The organism is Sinanaerobacter sp. ZZT-01 (genome assembly GCF_035621135.1).
Lineage (GTDB): Bacteria > Bacillota > Clostridia > Peptostreptococcales > Anaerovoracaceae > IOR16.
The window spans coordinates 1,804,132-1,822,034 of sequence record NZ_CP141728.1; the positions used below are offsets into that span (position 1 = coordinate 1,804,132).

Annotated in this window: 15 protein-coding genes and 1 tRNA gene; 12 read left to right on the top strand and 4 right to left on the bottom strand. The window is 37.2% G+C overall.

Features of this window, described 5'->3' with window-relative positions; all coding sequences use genetic code 11:
- The first annotated feature begins 123 nt into the window (after positions 1–123).
- Both U5921_RS08665 and U5921_RS08670 read left to right on the top strand, forming a co-directional pair.
- Positions 124–891 carry a sigma-70 family RNA polymerase sigma factor gene (locus U5921_RS08665; protein WP_324822393.1) on the top strand — a complete coding sequence of 256 codons (768 nt, stop codon included), beginning with the start codon at positions 124–126 and terminating at the stop codon, positions 889–891.
- Positions 892–964: 73 nt separating this feature from the next.
- Positions 965–1,420, top strand: a complete 456-nt coding sequence (locus tag U5921_RS08670) for a hypothetical protein (RefSeq protein WP_324822396.1) — start codon at positions 965–967, stop codon at positions 1,418–1,420.
- A 197-nt stretch (positions 1,421–1,617) separates the two neighbouring features.
- Here U5921_RS08670 and U5921_RS08675 read toward each other — a convergent pair whose 3' ends face one another.
- Positions 1,618–1,812, bottom strand: a complete 195-nt coding sequence (locus tag U5921_RS08675) for a helix-turn-helix transcriptional regulator (protein WP_324822399.1) — start codon at positions 1,810–1,812, stop codon at positions 1,618–1,620.
- Positions 1,813–1,821: 9 nt separating this feature from the next.
- Positions 1,822–2,118: a hypothetical protein gene (locus tag U5921_RS08680; RefSeq protein WP_324822402.1), complete on the bottom strand. Its 297-nt coding sequence runs from the start codon at positions 2,116–2,118 to the stop codon at positions 1,822–1,824.
- A gap of 199 nt (positions 2,119–2,317) precedes the next feature.
- Between U5921_RS08680 and U5921_RS08685 the strand changes: the two genes are divergently transcribed.
- From U5921_RS08685 to U5921_RS08700, 4 genes are all read left to right on the top strand, one after another.
- Positions 2,318–2,393, top strand: a tRNA-Ala gene (locus U5921_RS08685).
- A gap of 363 nt (positions 2,394–2,756) precedes the next feature.
- Positions 2,757–3,194 carry a flavodoxin gene (locus U5921_RS08690; protein ID WP_324822405.1) on the top strand — a complete coding sequence of 146 codons (438 nt, stop codon included), beginning with the start codon at positions 2,757–2,759 and terminating at the stop codon, positions 3,192–3,194.
- Positions 3,195–3,212: 18 nt separating this feature from the next.
- Positions 3,213–3,677: a hypothetical protein gene (locus tag U5921_RS08695; protein ID WP_324822408.1), complete on the top strand. Its 465-nt coding sequence runs from the start codon at positions 3,213–3,215 to the stop codon at positions 3,675–3,677.
- A gap of 359 nt (positions 3,678–4,036) precedes the next feature.
- Positions 4,037–6,697, top strand: a complete 2,661-nt coding sequence (locus U5921_RS08700) for a calcium-translocating P-type ATPase, PMCA-type (protein WP_324822410.1) — start codon at positions 4,037–4,039, stop codon at positions 6,695–6,697.
- A 116-nt stretch (positions 6,698–6,813) separates the two neighbouring features.
- Here U5921_RS08700 and U5921_RS08705 read toward each other — a convergent pair whose 3' ends face one another.
- Together U5921_RS08705 and U5921_RS08710 are read right to left on the bottom strand one after the other, a co-directional pair.
- Positions 6,814–7,416 carry a hypothetical protein gene (locus U5921_RS08705; protein WP_324822413.1) on the bottom strand — a complete coding sequence of 201 codons (603 nt, stop codon included), beginning with the start codon at positions 7,414–7,416 and terminating at the stop codon, positions 6,814–6,816.
- Positions 7,410–9,548 (bottom strand): DUF3160 domain-containing protein, encoded by a 2,139-nt coding sequence (locus U5921_RS08710; RefSeq protein WP_324822416.1) that lies wholly within the window; start codon positions 9,546–9,548, stop codon positions 7,410–7,412. Before U5921_RS08710 ends, U5921_RS08705 begins: the two co-directional genes overlap by 7 nt.
- A gap of 422 nt (positions 9,549–9,970) precedes the next feature.
- Here U5921_RS08710 and U5921_RS08715 point away from each other — a divergent pair, with 422 nt between their 5' ends.
- The 6 genes from U5921_RS08715 to U5921_RS08740 all read left to right on the top strand — a co-directional run bounded on the left by U5921_RS08715 (position 9,971) and on the right by U5921_RS08740 (position 17,855).
- Positions 9,971–11,095, top strand: coding sequence for an aminotransferase class I/II-fold pyridoxal phosphate-dependent enzyme (locus U5921_RS08715; protein WP_324822419.1), 1,125 nt, complete (start codon positions 9,971–9,973; stop codon positions 11,093–11,095).
- Between the two features lie 77 nt (positions 11,096–11,172).
- Complete coding sequence (locus U5921_RS08720) at positions 11,173–12,159, top strand: ornithine cyclodeaminase family protein (protein WP_324822422.1); 987 nt, start codon at positions 11,173–11,175, stop codon at positions 12,157–12,159.
- Between the two features lie 17 nt (positions 12,160–12,176).
- On the top strand, positions 12,177–13,070 hold the full coding sequence (locus tag U5921_RS08725; RefSeq protein WP_324822425.1) for a PhzF family phenazine biosynthesis protein: 894 nt from the start codon (positions 12,177–12,179) through the stop codon (positions 13,068–13,070).
- An 8-nt stretch (positions 13,071–13,078) separates the two neighbouring features.
- Positions 13,079–14,536, top strand: coding sequence for a PLP-dependent aminotransferase family protein (locus U5921_RS08730; protein WP_324822428.1), 1,458 nt, complete (start codon positions 13,079–13,081; stop codon positions 14,534–14,536).
- 189 nt (positions 14,537–14,725) lie between these two features.
- Positions 14,726–16,108, top strand: coding sequence for a sigma-54 interaction domain-containing protein (locus U5921_RS08735; protein ID WP_324822431.1), 1,383 nt, complete (start codon positions 14,726–14,728; stop codon positions 16,106–16,108).
- Between the two features lie 259 nt (positions 16,109–16,367).
- Entirely contained in the window at positions 16,368–17,855 is a 1,488-nt protein-coding gene (locus U5921_RS08740) for an alanine/glycine:cation symporter family protein (protein WP_324822435.1), read from the top strand.
- The last annotated feature ends 48 nt before the right edge of the window (positions 17,856–17,903 follow it).

Here is a 17,903-nt window from a genome sequence, read left to right on the forward strand (position 1 = left end):
GCTTTTGTGAAATTGATTGAGAACTTGCATCTGCAAGAGTGTTCATAATTATATTTTTTTGTAAAAAGCCAACAAAATAATGTTGCTGCCGCATTTAAACAGTATAAGGATAAAGGAGATAAAATGAATACTGTTAAAATTGAAACTATATTTGATTTGATGAAAAACAAAGAACAGCGAGGGTTCGAGCTTTTATATGAACATTATTTTCGTATTATGTACGGCATCGCATATTCAATTACCGGCGACGACGAGGTGAGCAAGGATGCTGTCCAAAATACGTTAATTAAGCTATTTGTCCTCGAACCACATAAATTCCCCGAAGCGCATGTGTTGACATGGCTGTATACCGTCGTCAAAAACGAAGCGCTTATGTTGCTTCGTAAGGAAAAGCAGACTATTGACATCAGTACAATTGATGAAAAACTTCCAATGATTGATAAAAGCATTGAGGAATTTGTCGATATGGAAAACTACTACACTTTGATTTCATCTCTGAACGAAAAGCAACGGCAGATTGTCACACTGAAAGTGTTAGGTGGTATGAGCCATAAAGAAATATCCCACATGCTGCAGAAGCCGATCGGTACAATTCAATGGACATATAACATGTCCATCAAGAAACTGCGTACTGCGCTTTCTACAATGGCTACGTTTGTCATCATGCTAGGCACAGGCTTTGCTTATAAGCTGATTCGTGCATTTGATACAGAATACATTGAAATCCCGGAAATGGATATGGAATCGTCCGTCAATATTCCAGCACCGCCAATAATTGATGCGTGGGTTATTGTGCTCGGTATATGCTTTTTATTGTCGGCAACAGCTTTAATCGTATTTTTTAGAAATACAGACAAATTGCCAACAAAACGCAAAGCTAGACGCATCTAAAAGATATGAGCAAAACAAAATGCTTAAAATGAAAAGGAGAATAACAATGAAAAAAAATAGGAAAATTTTGTTAATGACTCTCGGGTGCGTTATGTGTCTCAGTTTAACCGCCTATGCCTCTGTTGCCACCGACTTGAAAGAACCCATTCTAAACAGCCAAGTCGGGTTGAAAATGCCTATAACAGCACCAGCACTGGAAGACGGAATCACTGATGGTACTGATTTGTTTGATGTTGTGCAGTTCAAAGGCAAAATTGACAGCATTGATGGGGATGGAGCAATCGTGACACCCGATGAAGGTGAAGAGATCCGTAGCTCTGGAGATGCCGTTCGTATCAATATTGCCGATTACAGCAAAACACTCAACGTAGGTGATGCCGTAACGATCTATTATGACGGCATAATTATGGAAAGCTACCCATTGCAGATCAACATCCTTGGCATTAACGATGAAATGTTCGATATTGAAGAACCTAGCAACGGTGCGGATTCAAGTGAAGCGGTTACGTTTGTAATCCAGAAGTATTAAATTAAGCTTTTCATTTAGATTCATCCAAAGGAAGTGTAAAATAACCGTCATGATAACTTCGGGATGATATCGTATTATTATATGATAAAGATCACATCTATTTTGTACGAATGAAACAACGTAAAGTCATGTATGAGATCAAATCCTCATACATGACTTTTTATATGTGGTAAACTTGAAGCAAGTATTATTTATATTTAGTCTGGTAACTCAAATATGTTTTCAACAGACGTTTTTAGTAATCTTGCAAGTTTCATGGCTAATTCAAGTGTTGGATTGTATTTGTCGTTTTCAATAGCATTTATAGTTTGCCTAGTTACTCCTAATTCATTTGCAATATCCTCTTGCCGTAACCCCATATTTTTTCGCAATTCTTTAATTTTATTTTTCATGGTAGCACCTTATCTTTCTAAAAAGAAAAGAATAGCGCCAAAAAAAATCAGACACACAACAACTGCAGTTAGATACCATATGATGATCTTTTTTCCGCTTTTATCTCCCGCTTTCCATTTAGAGATTTGCGTAGCAAAAAAATAAACAATATTTTGAATTATCAAAAGGTAAAACGGTAACGTAATATTACCGAGTTTTATAAAATCATATATGCCCCATATAAACAATGCAATAACGGTAAACGACCAGGCCCATTTAATAGAATCTAAAGCTATTTTTGTTTCCATCTCATCCATTTTTCTCATAGTTTGACACCTCCATAATGTATAATTGTTTTGACATTTTCAATATAACAGATCAGCAAAATAATGTCAAGAAGTTTTTACATTTTGAGGATATGATTGATGGAAGCTGTATAAATAAATTAAAAAGATGCAATTGCGATTGAAGAATTTTAATCCCAGGAGTATAATGACATTGTAAATGATAGGAAACGTAAAATAAGGGGAATTAGCGCAGCTGGGAGCGCGCCGCGTTCGCAATGCGGAGGTCAGGGGTTCGATCCCCCTATTCTCCACCAAAAATATTAGAGTTCATTTGAGCTCTAATATTTTTTATTAGAGAAATCGCAACTTTGACCAAGAGAGTATTTGAAGATAAAGATTTTTTAATTAAAGTATATCGCAAATTAGCGATTAATGTTGAAATAAAGTGATATTTGAAGAGTTTCTTCGAAGGAAACCGATATCTTTATGGTAACGATTCTTGTTGTTCATCGGAAGTCTTTCTGTTATATTAAATAGAAGGAAACATTTAATGAGTGACTTTTGATGAATGATTTTTGTTTCATTTCACAAAACAGCAAAGAATGAGAAGCTCAATAATTGTTAGAATGAAGTGTAAGTGCTGCAAGTACACAATTATAATATAGGAGGATACAAGAATGAAAGTTGTTATTGTATATGAATCGACTCATCATGGGAACACAAAAATACTGGTGGATGCAATTGCCAAAAAAAACGAAGTCGACCTGGTAGATGCAACAAAAACCAATTCCATTCCTTATGAACGCTACGACATGATTGGATTCGCGTCTGGGGCTGCATTTGGGAAATTCTACAAGAAGATAACATCTCTAGCACGCTCTGTTCCTTCGGGAAAAAAGGTGTTTTTCTTGTACTCTTGTGGGAAGAACAGCAAAGATTATTCAAAAAATATATGTGGGATTTTAGAAGCGAATGGGTGTATTTCTCTCGGTTCATATGGTTGCTGCGGGTATGACACGTATGGGCCGTTAAAATTGATGGGTGGGATCAACAAAGGGCATCCGGATGAAAATGAAATTAGAGGGGCAGTAGATTTCTATACATCACTCGTATGAGGATGAAGGAGTTATAAATTGAGAAGAAGGATGAAAATAAAGATTTTTTGTTTCTTGGCTGTGGCAGTACTTATTATGTGTGGCTGCACCGATAAAGATGGAACAACGGAAAAGGTTCCAACACTTATAAATGTTACTTTAGAAGATGAGAATAGTGTTGAAATTGCGGTGGATGATAACGGTTGGATTCCTTTAAAGGATGATACTCGGATTCACGTACAATTTAAAGGAGATGTTGATTATATTTTCTTTTATCTTACCCCGAGAGGAACAGAGACCTTTAGTCAAAGAGAGTTAGTTGGAGTGGCATCAGCATATGACAATGACAGTACTGGTGAAAAAGGTTTTGGTATTGGAAAAACCACAGTGCAGTATAAATGGAATGTACCAGATAAGAGTTTTGATGGCGTTCTGGGGATTGAACTGATGAGTGGAACGGTAGCAAGGTATGAAGGTAATGTGGCTGATGTGATAAATAGATAAGGGAGATCGGATAATTTTTTTGCGCATAAAAGGAAGTCGGATTTATTTTTATAATAGATTGACAAATTATAGCCTATATGGCATAATGAACAGACAATTTAATTTACTCGTGAGGGAGTAGTTTGCGCAGAATTTTGCGTGTCAAGTCAACATACTGACCTTTTTTGGTCTGGCTTGCCTTAATAAACGAGACTCATGTATAGCATTTAGCTGTGCATGGTCTTTTTTTTAACTCGTGCATAGTACGGCTATGCACGAGTTTTTTATATTGTATAGGAATATCGCAGACGATGTTAGCGAGACGAGAAAAGTTTTCTTTTTGTTTCGTGAGTCAAAATTTAAAAGAAGGAGAAAAGACATTGTTAGAGTTTCAAGAAGACAAAAGCAAGCTTGTCTGTAAGTTAAATACCGATGAACGATCTGGTTTAACAAATGATCAAGCAACAAAAAATCGTGAAAAGTATGGAGATAATACACTGACTAAAGAAAAACCGGAATCCTTGCTTAAGCGTATTGCGGGGGCATCTAGAGAGCCGATGATCCTGATGTTGATTATGGCGGGAATAATTGCACTTATTGTTAATGTAATACGCGCTTCTACTGGATCTGAGGCAGATTTTTTAGAATGCATTGGAATCTTTGCTGCAATTTTTCTTTCAGTTCTGATCACCGTTGTTATGGAAGGAAAGAGTGCAAAAGCATTTGAGGCATTGTCAAAAATCAGTGATGACACGATTGTAAAGGTGTTGCGTAACGGAGATACGCAGATGCTGAGCCAGAAAGAGATTGTAGTAGGTGATATTGTAGTTCTTTCCACAGGAGATAAGATTCCGGCAGACGGCAGACTTTTGCAGAGCACAGGGCTTTCTGCAGATGAATCTGCTTTAACCGGAGAAAGCTTACCGGCGAAGAAAGATGCAGATGCTGCTTTTCTAGATGAAAAAATACCACTTGCAGAACGGGCAAATATGCTGTATTCCGGAAATTTTATTACTGGTGGACACGGGAAAATGGTGGTGACTGCGGTAGGAGACAGCACCGAATTTGGAAAGATTGCAAAGGAATTAACAAAAACAGAGCGAGCGTCTACACCGTTGCAGGAAAAACTGGCGAGGCTTGGAAAAACCATCACCATACTTGGTGTAATTGCAGCAGCGATTGTTTTTATTTCAGAATTAATCTCATTTGCATTAGCAGGAACGCTTGTACTGGAAGATGTTTTAGATGCCTTTGTTACTAGCATTGTTCTTATTGTTGCTGCCGTACCTGAAGGACTTCCGACAATTGTAGCCGTTTCTTTATCGATTAACATCATTAAGCTTTCCCAGCAAAATGCGTTGGTGAAAAAGATGATTGCTTCTGAGACAGTAGGATGTATTAATGTGATCTGTTCTGATAAAACGGGTACATTAACAGAAAACAAAATGACTGTATCTGCATTTTATGATGACACATGGAAAGAGAAACCATCCGAGCTTTCTTCAGATTGGCTGATTCATAATATCTGCTTGAATACAACAGCTGATCTTTCAAGAGACGGAGCATTTATTGGGAATCCCACAGAATGTGCAATGTTGAATTTTTACGAAAGCTCGGAAGTAAGAAAGAAGAGAGATAAATCGTATAAGAACGAACGCGACGATCATGAAATATTACATGCATTCCCGTTCTCATCCGAACTGAAACATATGACGACAATCAGTAAAGTGGATGGAAAACTGATTTCCTATGTAAAAGGTAGCCCGGAGTGTGTATTTACAATGTGCAGCCTTACAAATAAAGAAAGGAAAGAAATCGAACACGTTATTGCCCTTGCTCAAAAAAAAGCGATGCGTGTTATTGCATTTGCGCATAAGGAGCTGGATAAAATGCGTGATTATGAAGATGAAAATCACCATAACGATATGGAAACGGATATGATATTTGACGGATTTGTTGCCATATCAGACCCGCTGCGTACAGATGTGTATCAAGCTGTAGCAAATTGCCGAAATGCAGGAGTGGATTTAAAAATACTTACAGGTGATAATATCATTACAGCAACTGCCATTGCCAAAGAGCTTCATATATTAGAAGGGAAGCGAATTGCAGTAGAAGCAAACGAGATTGCTGATCTCAGTGATTCGGAATTGCTGGACATGCTGCCGCAAATCAGTGTAATTGCTCGAAGCACACCTTCAATAAAAATGCGTATCGTTAAACTTTTGAAATCTCAGGGAAATGTAGTTGCTGTTACGGGAGATGGCATCAACGATGCACCCGCATTGAAAAATGCAGATGTAGGTATTGCTATGGGGATATCAGGAACCGAAGTTTCCAAGGAGGCCAGTGATATTGTACTGCTTGATGATTCCTTTTCAACAATTGTTAAGGCAGTTGCTTGGGGACGTGGAATTTACGAAAATTTTAAGCGGTTTATTCAATTTCAACTGACGGTAAACGTCTCTTCGGTCATTGTTGTCTTTACATCGATTTTGCTTGGGTTGAAAGCCCCGTTTACTGCGTTGCAATTGCTGTGGATCAACATTATAATGGATGGACCGCCGGCACTTACTTTAGGGTTAGAGCCAATCTATGATGATTTAATGAGCCGGACACCAACAAAGAGAAGCGATAATATTATATCTCGTACGATGTTTATAAAAATCGGGGTGACCGGATTATATATTTCCACTATTTTTCTATGTCAATACCTGCTCAACTTTTTAAGCGCGGGGGACGAAGAAATGACTACAGTACTATTTACTCTGTTTGCATTGTTTCAGCTGTTTAATGCTTTTAATTGTCGTGAGCTTTATACGACCAGTATCTTTAAGAATTTGTTGAAGAATAAAATCATGCTTGTGGTTATTTCAATAACGTTTGTGCTACAGATTCTAATTATTCAGTTTGCAGGTGCATTTTTTGGAACCGTTGCCCTTGAATTTGGAATGTGGATGAAAATATTTGCCTTAACCTTTAGTGTTATTTTAGTTTCAGAACTGGTAAAATTCCTACTAAGAAAGAGAGAAAGAAAGTAAGTAATTACGGTTATAATTTTTCCGTTATAGAATAATGAGGCTAAAAAACAGAGAACTGAGTTGATCCTCAATTCTCTGTTTTTTTACTGAAATATTATTTTTATCATGCATTCCCGTTATTTGAGGATTCTTTGGAGAGAAAATCCCCATTCATCCCACTTCCAAACCGCGGTTCGTGTAGTTCCGTTCGTATTTGGAGTGTAATAATTTCCGATCATTTTTTTATAGACCCCTTCCTCTACAATCAGTTCATTTAATCCGTCTTCATCCTGATCTTTTATTTCGAAAAATAGTATCGGACGGTCTAAATTGGAGGAACACCATACAGATTTAAACGTAGAATCTTGCATCTGATATACAAACAAATGATTTTTATAGTCTTCATCTTTTTCGGTATGCCAAAACGGTTTTAATTCACCAAAGCTTCCTTTTTTCCAAAGGCTGATTACCAAATTCATATTGCCGTCGTGATTGATGTCTCCCAAAGAGAAGGAGTCAACGTAATAATTTTGAGGTGTCTTCCAGATCTCTTTGTCAGCCTCTTTGACAGAAAGTGTATGGTTGGATAAAAAATATTCTTCTTTTATCCCGTTTCCATTAAGGTCTTCTTCTGCATAGATGTGTGGGAGAGAATTCTTTGATCCTGGGCAAAAAAGGAATATAATTAGAAGCAATAAAAATATTTTTGCTGCTTTTAATCGGAAATCTTTTTTTACCATTTTAAAGACCCCTTAGGAGCGGTATAGGATTTTGCCCAAGACGGAGTATCCGGTGCAAGCCCTTCTTGTAGAATGTTTTTCCATTTTTCATCTGTTAGACGGTCTTTGGACGGCCACGTAAATTCGTAATAGGAGTAAACGGCACCTCTTGCAATTCGCAGGCTGCCTGCAACTGGTACTACGACGTAGATTTCATTGATATAACCGGTTCCTTCTTGCAAAACCTGTCCGTTTGGATCCGTTGCTACGTCGCTGATTAAAGCAGCTGGGTTTGCACAAGCAGCAGACGGATCAACGTTTTCGTCCTTTAACGCTTCTATCCAGAAATGCTCCAGCTGTCCGCCAAAGCTGCGAATCAAGTCATAATCTTCATCACTCAAATCTTGCTCTGCTAATTCTTTTTCAGAAATCAATTTTAGTTTTAAAGACAACTCTTCAAGCTGTTCTAATGAAGCAGTAATGTCTTTGTCAAGGAGATTTCTGCTTTGTAAGCCATCAATCATCATTCTGGACAAAGATGCAAGTCTAGCATAGACTTCCGGATTTGGCTCTACATAACCTCTGTCATCCTGTTCTCCATCGCCGCCGCCCATTTCTGCATAAACTTGTTTTGCGTAAAGAACCGTATCATGCTTGAGCTCTGTCCAGCTACTTAGGTATGTTTCCAATTGCTTACGCGTCCAAGCCTGATTTTGCATGAAGGAAGGGTAACCTGCTTCTTTTGGTTGAGTAAGTGGAGATAATGTGTAAAGCCAAGCGAAGTATAAATTTTGAGTTTGTGTTTTAGTATCCAGCGAGGTAGTGAGAGTTTGAATTTTTTTCATATTTTCCGGATAATTTTTATAATCTGTTTCGCCCATCTCATCCAAGATAGAGTAAGCCTCCTGTGATCCCATAGCCGCTGGAATGTCTAACCCTTTCGGAAGCATACGGCGTTCTTTACTGCTGTTTTCCCCAACTTCCCGATAGACCAAACGTTGGAAAATGGAGCCATCCAATGTGAAGCGTTGTCCCATAAAGCGAAAAGCCTTGACTGATTCATCACGGTTTGGTTGAATGGATTCGTCAAAGATCGGTATGGAGTTGATAGATGGAGGATCTAGTTTCTGAACGGCAGAAAGGAAAGTATCCCATCTCTTAAAGTCTTTTTTTAAAAGACTCAGATCAGGAATCTTACCATAGCTATCGTTCAGAAGAGTGATATATTGTGTAAATTCTAGATCGTCACTTTTCCCTACAAAGAAATTAGTTGGTTCATAAATGCTGTTCCACTGATCGTATACATCTTGACTGTTGAGAAGCAGAGTGATCAGAACGGCTGATTTTGTTTCATCGTCATTCGTAGTGCGGAAGGACATGCGCCCGTACCACATCATTGTTTTAAAATAACGTTTCAGCTCGTTTGATTTTGTATAATGACCGCGGGGACTGTATTGTGTATAATCCTCGTTAAGAGAGCTGGATGAATTTCCAATGTTCATCACTGGAGAAGAAGCAAAGGATTCCTGATGCTTGGAAATCAGCTGGTATTCAGTATTCACTTCATCACCCACATAGGAAGGAATTGTAAGATCAAGGTTTAAGAGCTTAGCTGCTACAGCGAAAAATGCGACGTTTCGTTTGGAAGCGTTTTCCCATTCGGTATCTTTCAAAGCATCGTATTGTAATTCACTTTTTTCCAGCATAGATTGCGTAAGCAAATTCAAATGCTTGCAGAAGACATCTTTTTCCATGGTTCGAAGCAAGTAGCTGAAATATAAATGATAGTTATGAAGCATAGCATCGGTGGTGACGAAATTGGGTGTCCAATCATACCGATTTGATTCATAGCTTGAAAAAAATTCACTTGTATTCGTTGGGATCACAACAAAATTGTTCTGAACTAGCAATTTTTTTGCTTCGTCTGAAAAGGCAAAGCGGTCTTTATTGACGAGATTGCTGAGGTTAGCACTTGTCTTATATGCTTTTACGGATGGTTTTGCGTTTACAGGAACTTCTTTATAGTCTGCAAAGGAAGTTTGTAAAGTCAAATCCAAATCAGCCAGCTCTTTTGTAGGCTGGCAGCCGCCTAGGCTTGCTGTTAAAAGAAGCGTTGCCGCAAGACAGATAATGCTTTTTTTTCTTTTGTTCATATGCGTTGAACCTCCTGGTTAATAATTTTTGATTATGTACTTAGAAAGTTAAAGCTATTGGGAAAACAAAGATTGAAATCCAATTATTGTCTATAGTTTATTACAATGGAAAGGCATTGTAAAACATGTTTTATCGCAAAATCAGAACGAATAAAACAATATTTTTTATTTATAAGGTACAAGAAAATATAAGACCGACACAACAATCTCTTAAATTGGTTGGTTTTATTTTTTTTATTGGATGTATTTTATGAAAAAATAGGATGCTATTATCAAGACAATAGTTAAAGATAGATTTTTTAAAATTTAACAGCAGGTGCATGTATTGAACGCATGATAAAAAGGAAATCTGCCTGCTGTTGCCTTGCAGGGAGAAATAAAACAATTAAAGGTTTACTGATTTTTCAATGGAGGAATGAAAAATGAAATTAAATGATTTTAAATTAGAATGTTATTTTGGCCAGTATGAATTTACTGCACCATATTTGCTGACACAGTCCGATTGTGAATCGATGACAACGAATGAATTACTTTCTTTGGAGCCTGGTGCAAAAGAAGATTACCTGAATCAATGGCTGGGATATACAGAGACATGGGGAGATCCGGAGTTAAGAGAACTAATAGCAGGCTTATATAAGGGCATGGCAGCAGAGGATATATTGGTTTTTCATGGAGCACAGGAAGCTATTTTTGGATACATGAATGTGATGCTACAGGAAGGGGATCATATGATCGCCATGTATCCAAATTATCAATCAGCATATGAAGTGGCAAATTCCGTTCCGAATTGTGAGTTTTCTAAGTGGTATATCAAAGATGACGGAGAAAAATGGACGCTGGATTTTGATGAACTGGAACGTTTAATCAAACCGAATACGAAGGTGCTTGCTGTTAATTCGCCAAACAATCCAACCGGATATACCTTTACAAATGCGGAAATAAAAAAATTATGTGAAATCTGTAAAAGATATGACCTCTACCTATTTGCAGATGAAGTCTATAAAGGTCTCGAAATGGATGGGGAAAAGAGAGAATGGATGGCTGACGAGTATGATAAATGCGTGTCATTGGGAGTCATGTCTAAAGCATACGGTCTTGCGGGACTGCGAGTAGGTTGGCTGGCAAGCAAAGATCATGAAGTGCTAGAAAATGTTGTTAAATTTAAGCACTATATGAGCATTTGTGATTCCGCACCATCTGAGTTTTTATCTAAAGTTGCACTGAAACACAGTGATGAATTGCTGCAAAGGAGTATTGACATCATTCAAGATAATTTAAAGCTGGTAGATGAATTTTTTGAACGTTATCCAAACTTATTTGAGAAAAAAGCAATTACTTGCGGACCGGTTGCTTATCATAAGCTTTTAATCGATATGCCGGTAAAAGAATTTTGCCAGCTCGCTGTTGATAAAAAAGGTGTTTTGCTGCTGCCTTCCGATATCTATGGTATGGATGATCAATACTTTAGAATGGGCTATGGCCGAAAAGGCGTTCCAGAGAGTTTGGCAAAATTCGAGGAGTTTTTAATAGAAGAAAAATTTGTATAATGATTGATACGATAAATAAGTTTGCAAATGCAAGCTTATTTATCGCATATAAAAGTTTTTTTAATAAGGAGGGAACGATGGAAACATTACTGCTCAGTATAAAAGACGTTGAAGAAGCATTAGCAATGGAAGAAGTGATTCATGCGGTAGAAGAAGGCTATATAGCTTATCATGAAGGGAAAGTACAGCAGCCAGAGATTGTATCGATAGAAATGCCGCAAAATAATGGGGAAACGGATATCAAATCGTGTTATAATCAATTAAATGAGAGAATATCCGTTAAAATTGCATCAGGATTTTATGACAATGGAAAAAAGAATGATCTTCCTACTATGATTGGAACCATATTATTGTTTGATGGAAAAAGCGGTGCACCTCTTTGTGTGATGGATGGAAGTTTAATTACAGGAATACGAACTGGAGCGGCAGGTGCCATTTCATCAAAGCTATTGGCAAGAAAAAATTCTAAAACAGTAGCTGTATTTGGAACCGGTGGACAGGCGAGGATGCAGATATATGGCTTGTGTCAGGTAATGGATATTGAGGAAGTTCGAGTTTACGGTGAACATAGGAATGGGCTTTTAAAATACAAAGAAGATGTAGAAGCCAATACAAAAGTAAATGTTATTCTATGCGAGACACCGGAAATGGCAATGCAAGATGCAGATATTGCTATATCGACAACCCCCTCGAAAAAATATTTTATAGAAAGATCTTGGGTTAGACCGGGGCTGCACATTGTCGCTGTGGGTGCAGATATGGCTGGTAAAAATGAATGGGACCCGAAGATTTTTCAAGGATCAAAAATTGTGAATGACAGCATTGCACAATGTGTCAGCCGAGGAGAAACCAGAAACGCGATTGTTGCTGGAGTGATTCGTGAGAATGATATTTATGCTGAAATCGGAGAACTTTTGGCCGGTGAAAAGCCGCTTCGAGTAAGCGAGGATGAAATTACAATCTTTGATACGACCGGGATGGGAATCCAAGACAATGTCACCGCAATGATAGTATATGAAGCAGCGAAGAAACGAGGCTTAGGAAGCTATTTTGAGTTTATTTAATGAGGAGGATAAGTGTAATGAAGTTTAGTATTATTGATGCGTTTACAGACAATTTATTTGGAGGAAATCCGGCAGGAGTTGTGCTTTTGCCGGAAGGACAGGATTTTCCGTCTGATGAAGTGATGGTTAAAACAGCCGCAGAGCTCAGATATTCTGAAACTGCTTTCATCAAGGAATTTGGAGCAGATACCTTTAATATTAGATATTTTACACCAGCATCAGAAGTTGATTTATGCGGTCATGCGACCATTGCATCTTTTTATTACCTATTGAATGAGGGAATCATTGAATCCAACAGAATTTATACAAATAAGACATTAGCGGGAGATTTGGAAATTGCAGTGAATGAAAATTCAATTCTTATGGATATGGGAGAGCCACAGATTTTTGATACGATTCCACAGGGGCAAGCTACGGAAGAATTATACCGCATAATGGGACTGGATTCGGAGAATCAAGGAATCTGTGAAAAATATCCAAACCTTACCTTACTGCCGAAAAAAGTATCAACTGGATTGATAGATATTATGTTGCCTGTACAAAATGAAAGTGAACTGGAAAAAATTAATCCTGATTTTAATGCACTTACAGAGCTTTCTAAAAACTATGAAGTAGTAGGGGTTCATGCTTTTACGTTGAATACGAAAGATGGAAAGATTCATGCTAGAAATTTTGCTCCATTATATGACATTGATGAAGAAGCGGCAACCGGAACTTCCAATGGTGCATTAACTTATTACTTGTACGATTATGGAATGATTCAGTTCGATCGTACTTATGAAATCATTCAAGGCGAAAAGATGGGAAGACCTTCAAAGATATTAACACAAATTGAGAGGAAAAGTGGAAAAGAGAAGATAAAGGTTGGAGGGTCCGCGGTTACAGTTGCTGTGGGGGAAATTAACATATAGGAGCAAAGATGAGTAAAACAGTTACAGTGGATTGGCTTCCGAACAAGAAATCCAAAGAGCCGGTTTATCAGCAAATCGTAGATTATATATCCAGGAAAATATCGAGCGGAGATTGGGCTGTGGGATATCGACTTCCATCTCAACGGATACTTGCCGAAAAATTTCAGGTAAATAGGAGCACTGTTTCCATTGCACTGGATATTTTAGAGGCATATGGAATTATTGAAGGAAGAGTTGGTAAAGGAACTGTAATTATAAGTAACACATGGTCACTTATGTTTTCCAGTAAAGAAGCAAGCTGGGGGAGCTATGTAAAATCAGGTTATTTCAAAGAAAATCTTCCAACGATTCAGGTTATTAATAAACTGGAATTTGTGGATGGAATCACTCGGCTTGGGACGGGAGAAATGTCACCAGACTTATTCCCAAAAGAGGCCGTAACGAAAGCGATTCAATCACTAGCACCCAAAATGAGCAGTTTAAACTATTTGGGTCCTTTGGGTTTGGATGAACTGAGAGAAACCTTGTCATACAGATTAAAGGAATTTGGAATAGAAGCAAAGCCCTCTAATATATTGATTACTTCTGGCTCTTTACAAGCCTTGCAGCTGATCTCTATCAGCATGTTAAAACCAAATTCGAAAATATATTGTGAAATTCCATCCTATATTAATTCTTTACAAGTTTTTCAATCTGCCGGAATGAAGCTTGAAGGGGTTACTATGGATACAGAAGGGTTGCAGTATTGGAATATGGGGGAAAATATGAAAACGAAAACCCCGTCTCTTCTTTATACAATTCCAACTCATCATAATCCTACAGGCGTTGTTATGTCCGAGCAGAGGCGAAGAGAAGTTTATAAATTCTGCAATCAAAATGCCATTCCGATCATTGAAGATGATGCTTACTGTGAATTATACCATTTAGAGAAGCCGCCAAGACCGATTAAAGCAATGGATGAATCTGGTTCTGTATTATATTTAGGTACGGTATCCAAATCATTTGCTCCTGGGCTTAGAATTGGGTGGGTGGTAGGTCCGGAGTCAATTATTGAGCGGCTTGGCGATGTTAAGATGCAGTTAGACTATGGAGCCAGTTCTCTGTCGCAGATCCTTTTAAATGAAGTTTTTATAAATGGCTCGTATGATGCATTTCTAGCGGAATTCAGAGTGATATTAGAGAGAAGAAAGAATAAAATGCTAGAAGCATTGGAAGAATACTTATCAGATATTGCAAAATGGAATCAACCCACTGGAGGGTATTATATTTGGCTTGATTTTATGGAAGCAGTCCCCGTGGAAAAATTATTTAATCGAGCATTGGAAAAAGAAATTTTGCTTAACACCGGAAATATTTATCATATGAGCAAAACGCATTCACTAAGGCTTTCTTTTGCCTATATTAATGAAGATGTCATTGTTTCAGCGATTAAGGAGCTTTCGGAGATGGCACGGACATTAATTTAAATAATAATTAAATAACTTTGATTGAAAAACAATTGTGTGATTTTTCATAAAATATTTCTTTTCTTTTCATTTATATAGTATAATTTATATTATCTAAGACTTTAGGCATGACTGGTTATCGTTGCTATTGATTGATTATAAAACCTTTATAATGAGATTTAATTAACTGTGCAAGAGAGGTTTGGACTTATGATTGAAACACTAAGCCAGGTACAAAAAATTATAGACATGTGTGGAGATAATACAGAAATTGTTATTTGCAATAAAGATGGTATTGTCGAATACAGTACATGTCAGCATTATACACAGTTGCCCGCACTTCTGATCGGCAGGCATATTTTAGATGTATATCCTAGTTTAAGTGAGGAAACAAGCACAATTATTAGAACCATTAAAACAGGAAAATCCATTATTAATGAAAAGCAAATTTTAACAAACAGTCAAAACCAGCAGATTTCTTTAATGTGTACCTCTATGCCAATTTTTGAAGAAGGAGAATTGATCGGAGTTGTTGATTATTCAAGATTTGTAAAAGTTATTAATAATAAATCCACAGCAGAAAAATCAAAGCGTCTATATCAGCTTGAAGATATTATTACAAGAAATGATGACATGCTTTTGTTAAAGGAACGTATAAAAACGATAGCTGATAATAATTCGACGGTTCTTATTTATGGGGAGACGGGAACAGGAAAAGAGCTGGTTGCACAATCCATACACACAAGCAGCCGGCGAAATGGAAAGCCCTTTATTTCGCAAAATTGTGCGGCAATACCAAGCAATCTTTTTGAAAGCATTTTCTTCGGTACAGAAAAAGGGAGCTATACGGGAGCACAGACGCAAAAAGGATTGTTTGAATTCGCAGATGGCGGTACTTTATTTTTAGATGAAATCAACTCTATGGACATTTCCATGCAAGTCAAGCTCTTAAAAGTACTTGAAGATAAAAAGGTAAGGCACATTGGAGGGCAAAAAGATATTCCCTTTGATGTCCGCATCATTTGTGCGACCAATGAAAAATTAGAGGACTTACTAGTTTCAAAGCGATTGAGAGAAGATTTATATTATAGAATCAGTATTGTTAAAATATACATTCCTCCACTGAGGCAGAGAAAAAATGATGTCCTGTTACTTGCCGATTATTTTATAAAAAAATATAATAAAAAAATGGACAGGGACATTAGGGGATTAAGCGAAATGGTAAAAAGTATCATGGGAAGTTGGAATTGGCCCGGAAATGTAAGAGAGTTAAAAAATATGATTGAGAGTGCCTTTAATCATGAAGGGGGACATGAAATTATATTAAAGGATATTCAAGAGTTTATTCGGTCGATTGAGTATCAAAGTGCGACACCGATTGAATATCAGACAGCACCGCTTGCTCACCAAGCCATTTTACCTTGTGGTGAGAATGATAGCATTATTGATTTGCAAAATACGGTGGACCGTTATGAAAAGGAATTAATACAACGTGCAATAAAGAATACAGGCAGCTTAACAGAAGCTGCTTCGAAACTATCTATTACACCGCAAAGACTGAATTATAAAATTTCAAAGTATAATCTGCGATGACCTTTTATAAAAAAAATTTTATAAATTAAAAATTTTTTTATAAAAATTTTTGTAAACTTTTAAATATTACGAAAAATAGCGTATAGGAAAGCCTTTTATGCTATTTTTTTTTTTGGCATATTACTTGCTTTATAAATAATTGTTCGCAAAAAAGAGAGGAGGGTGGAAAAGTAAGCGTACGAAGTCTTAGATGGCTTAAACTCATAATTTGAAATAAACGTGCTATTTTAAAAATTATTGTTAATTATGGAGGTCGAAAATGAGTATTACGGAGATTACAGGACAGATAAATGCTATTTTATGGAGCAAATCTCTCATTTATGTTTGTTTAGCAGCAGGTTTGTATTTCTCGATAAGAACCGCATTTCCACAAATAAGATTATTTAAGGATATGGTAAAACTACTTCTTAGCGGGAAAAGCTCAAAAAGTGGTGTATCCTCGTTTCAGGGATTTGCTATGGCATTAGGCGGACGTGTTGGAATTGGAAATATTGCTGGTGTAGCTACAGCTATCTTCTACGGCGGTCCAGGAGCAATCTTTTGGATGTGGGTCATTGCCTTTTTTGGTGCAGGATCAGCTTATGTGGAATCATCACTTTCTCAAGTTTGGAAAGAAGACATCGGCGGTGAATATCGAGGGGGTCCGGCTTTCTATATTGAAAAAGGTCTAAAGAGCAAGGTAGTTGCAGTTATTTTTACCATTGCAGTTATCATCGCATGTGGATTTACGGGACCTGGAATTCAAGCATTTAATATTGCTGATTCTTTTAAGAATGCATTTGGGATCAGCCCGCTTATTACAGGAATCGGTGTCGCAGCTTTATTCACAATTGTAATTTTTGGCGGCGTAAAAAGAATTGGGAAGTTCGCTGAAATTGTTGTACCGGTCATGGCAATCGCATATATTGTGGTAGCGCTTGTGATTGTGGCTATTCATATTACAGAAGTTCCAGCAATGTTTAAATTAATCTTTTCTTCAGCGTTTAATATGAATGCAACCTTCGGAGGAATCTTTGGAAATGCAGTTTTATGGGGCATAAAAAGAGGTGTATATTCAAACGAAGCAGGACAAGGTACTGGCGCAATGGCTGCTGGTGCAGCAGAAGTTTCTCACCCGGCAAAACAAGGATTGGTTCAGGCATTTTCCGTTTATGTCGATACTCTTTTTGTCTGTACCGCGACAGCCATTATGATTTTGTCAACAGGAGCATATAATGTCGTAGATAACAGTGGAGCGTTTATTGTTGAAAATCTTCCCGATATTGGTGTGGGAGTTGGATTTACGCAAGCTGCGATTGATACATTACTTCCTGGTGTAGGAGGAGCCTTTATTGCGATCGCTATGTTCTTCTTTGCATTTACAACTCTGCTTTCATTTGCTTACTACGCAATGTCAAATGTCGCATTTCTCTTTAAAGATAGTAAACATTTGGGTGTTATTACAAATGTAGTTCGAGTTATTCAGGTTGTAATGGTTGTATTTGCAAGTGTAAAGAGTTCTGAATTTGCATGGAATTTAGCTGATATTGGTGTGGGAATGATCGCATGGATTAATATTCTTTCTATCTTGATTATCGGGAAATACGGATTTGCTACCTTAAAAGACTATGAGGAACAAAAGAAAATGGGCTTAGATCCAGTCTTTGTACCAGAAAGATGTGGAATTGATAATGCTCCATTATGGAACAAGATAGCGAAAGAAAACTATCCTGAGGAATTACAAAAATTAGAAGCAAAATTAAAATGAAATGATATAATTGATTAGTACATTGATAAAGAATTTAATGACAGAACT

Excerpts from the sequence above, each read along its gene's own strand:
- U5921_RS08735 (WP_324822431.1), top strand. The coding sequence starts at position 14,726 with ATGATTGAAACACTAAGCCAGGTACAAAAAATTATAGACATGTGTGGA.
- U5921_RS08705 (WP_324822413.1), bottom strand. The coding sequence starts at position 7,416 with ATGGTAAAAAAAGATTTCCGATTAAAAGCAGCAAAAATATTTTTATTG.
- U5921_RS08670 (WP_324822396.1), top strand. The coding sequence starts at position 965 with ATGACTCTCGGGTGCGTTATGTGTCTCAGTTTAACCGCCTATGCCTCT.
- U5921_RS08710 (WP_324822416.1), bottom strand. The coding sequence starts at position 9,548 with ATGAACAAAAGAAAAAAAAGCATTATCTGTCTTGCGGCAACGCTTCTT.
- U5921_RS08715 (WP_324822419.1), top strand. The coding sequence starts at position 9,971 with ATGAAATTAAATGATTTTAAATTAGAATGTTATTTTGGCCAGTATGAA.
- U5921_RS08725 (WP_324822425.1), top strand. The coding sequence starts at position 12,177 with ATGAAGTTTAGTATTATTGATGCGTTTACAGACAATTTATTTGGAGGA.
- U5921_RS08680 (WP_324822402.1), bottom strand. The coding sequence starts at position 2,118 with ATGAGAAAAATGGATGAGATGGAAACAAAAATAGCTTTAGATTCTATT.
- U5921_RS08675 (WP_324822399.1), bottom strand. The coding sequence starts at position 1,812 with ATGAAAAATAAAATTAAAGAATTGCGAAAAAATATGGGGTTACGGCAA.
- U5921_RS08730 (WP_324822428.1), top strand. The coding sequence starts at position 13,079 with ATGAGTAAAACAGTTACAGTGGATTGGCTTCCGAACAAGAAATCCAAA.
- U5921_RS08665 (WP_324822393.1), top strand. The coding sequence starts at position 124 with ATGAATACTGTTAAAATTGAAACTATATTTGATTTGATGAAAAACAAA.
- U5921_RS08690 (WP_324822405.1), top strand. The coding sequence starts at position 2,757 with ATGAAAGTTGTTATTGTATATGAATCGACTCATCATGGGAACACAAAA.
- U5921_RS08720 (WP_324822422.1), top strand. The coding sequence starts at position 11,173 with ATGGAAACATTACTGCTCAGTATAAAAGACGTTGAAGAAGCATTAGCA.
- U5921_RS08740 (WP_324822435.1), top strand. The coding sequence starts at position 16,368 with ATGAGTATTACGGAGATTACAGGACAGATAAATGCTATTTTATGGAGC.